Origin of the sequence: Idiomarina sp. ST20R2A10 (assembly GCF_051842345.1) — a bacterium.
In the GTDB taxonomy this organism is placed as follows: domain Bacteria; phylum Pseudomonadota; class Gammaproteobacteria; order Enterobacterales; family Alteromonadaceae; genus Idiomarina; species Idiomarina loihiensis.
Genome location: NZ_JBNIEY010000072.1, coordinates 1 through 230, shown reverse-complemented (window position 1 = coordinate 230; position 230 = coordinate 1). Strand labels below are relative to the sequence as shown.

The window sequence follows — 230 nt, the reverse complement described above, 5'->3', positions numbered from 1 at the left end:
ATAGCCGCGGCCGCGATGGTCCGGATGCACGCAAACGGCCGTCATCTCGGTATAGTTTCCCGGCTTCATCCGTTCGCCCGTCATGGCGACCAACTCGCCGCCGACGCGGATGCCGAAGAAGTTGCCGAGCTCATGCGTCCTTGCGCTGAACGGTCCGGGCTTGGTCAGTTCGGTCAACGCCATCATCGCCGGAACGTCGGCAACACCGAGCCTGACGATCTCGACCTCGG

At 63.9% G+C, this 230-nt stretch carries 1 protein-coding gene; it reads right to left on the bottom strand.

Annotated features, from left to right (window positions below; all coding sequences use genetic code 11):
- Nucleotides 1-230, bottom strand: a 230-nt coding sequence (locus tag ACP7H9_RS14345; protein WP_439222954.1) for a GNAT family N-acetyltransferase, incomplete at both ends; no start/stop codon positions are given.